General features: G+C 57.5%; 1 protein-coding gene. It reads left to right on the top strand.

What is annotated here, in order from left to right; genetic code table 11:
* Positions 1–208: helix-loop-helix domain-containing protein (locus BBH99_RS21910; protein WP_131799228.1), on the top strand; the 208-nt coding region annotated here is incomplete at its 5' end.
* Positions 209–440 lie beyond the last annotated feature (232 nt).

Raw genomic sequence — 440 nt, 5'->3', positions numbered from 1 at the left:
AGAAGAGGCGACACAGGCACGGCGCGAGTCGGGCAATCCGACGCCCTACTCGCGCTCGCCTGAGCTAAGGGTCTCGCATAAGCTCGCAGAGCGCAAGCGTAGAAAGGAGATGAAGGATCTGTTCGACGAGCTGCGTGACCAGTTGCCTGCGGACCGTGCGATGGAGGCGAGCAAGTGGGAGATATTGAGCAAAGGTGCGTGTCTTTAATCTTATTCTGTGTCCCGAACAGGGTTATATTGACTTATCGACCCTGTACAGCCATCGATTTCATCAACCAGCTCAAGACGCATAACACCGACCTGCTACGGGAGAACGAGGTCTTGCGGAATGACGTGGAGAATGTGCGCGCTCATAGCATGCACCCATTCCCGCCCGGTGCGCCGATCATGTACCCCGGACACGGCCACCATCCTGGCGTCCCGCCCTACACGATGCCAAT

It is taken from the genome of Chryseobacterium contaminans (genome assembly GCF_001684955.1).
GTDB lineage: Bacteria > Bacteroidota > Bacteroidia > Flavobacteriales > Weeksellaceae > Chryseobacterium > Chryseobacterium contaminans.
The sequence above is the reverse complement of the archived record's forward strand: the minus strand, read 5'-3'. Positions and strand labels throughout refer to the sequence as shown.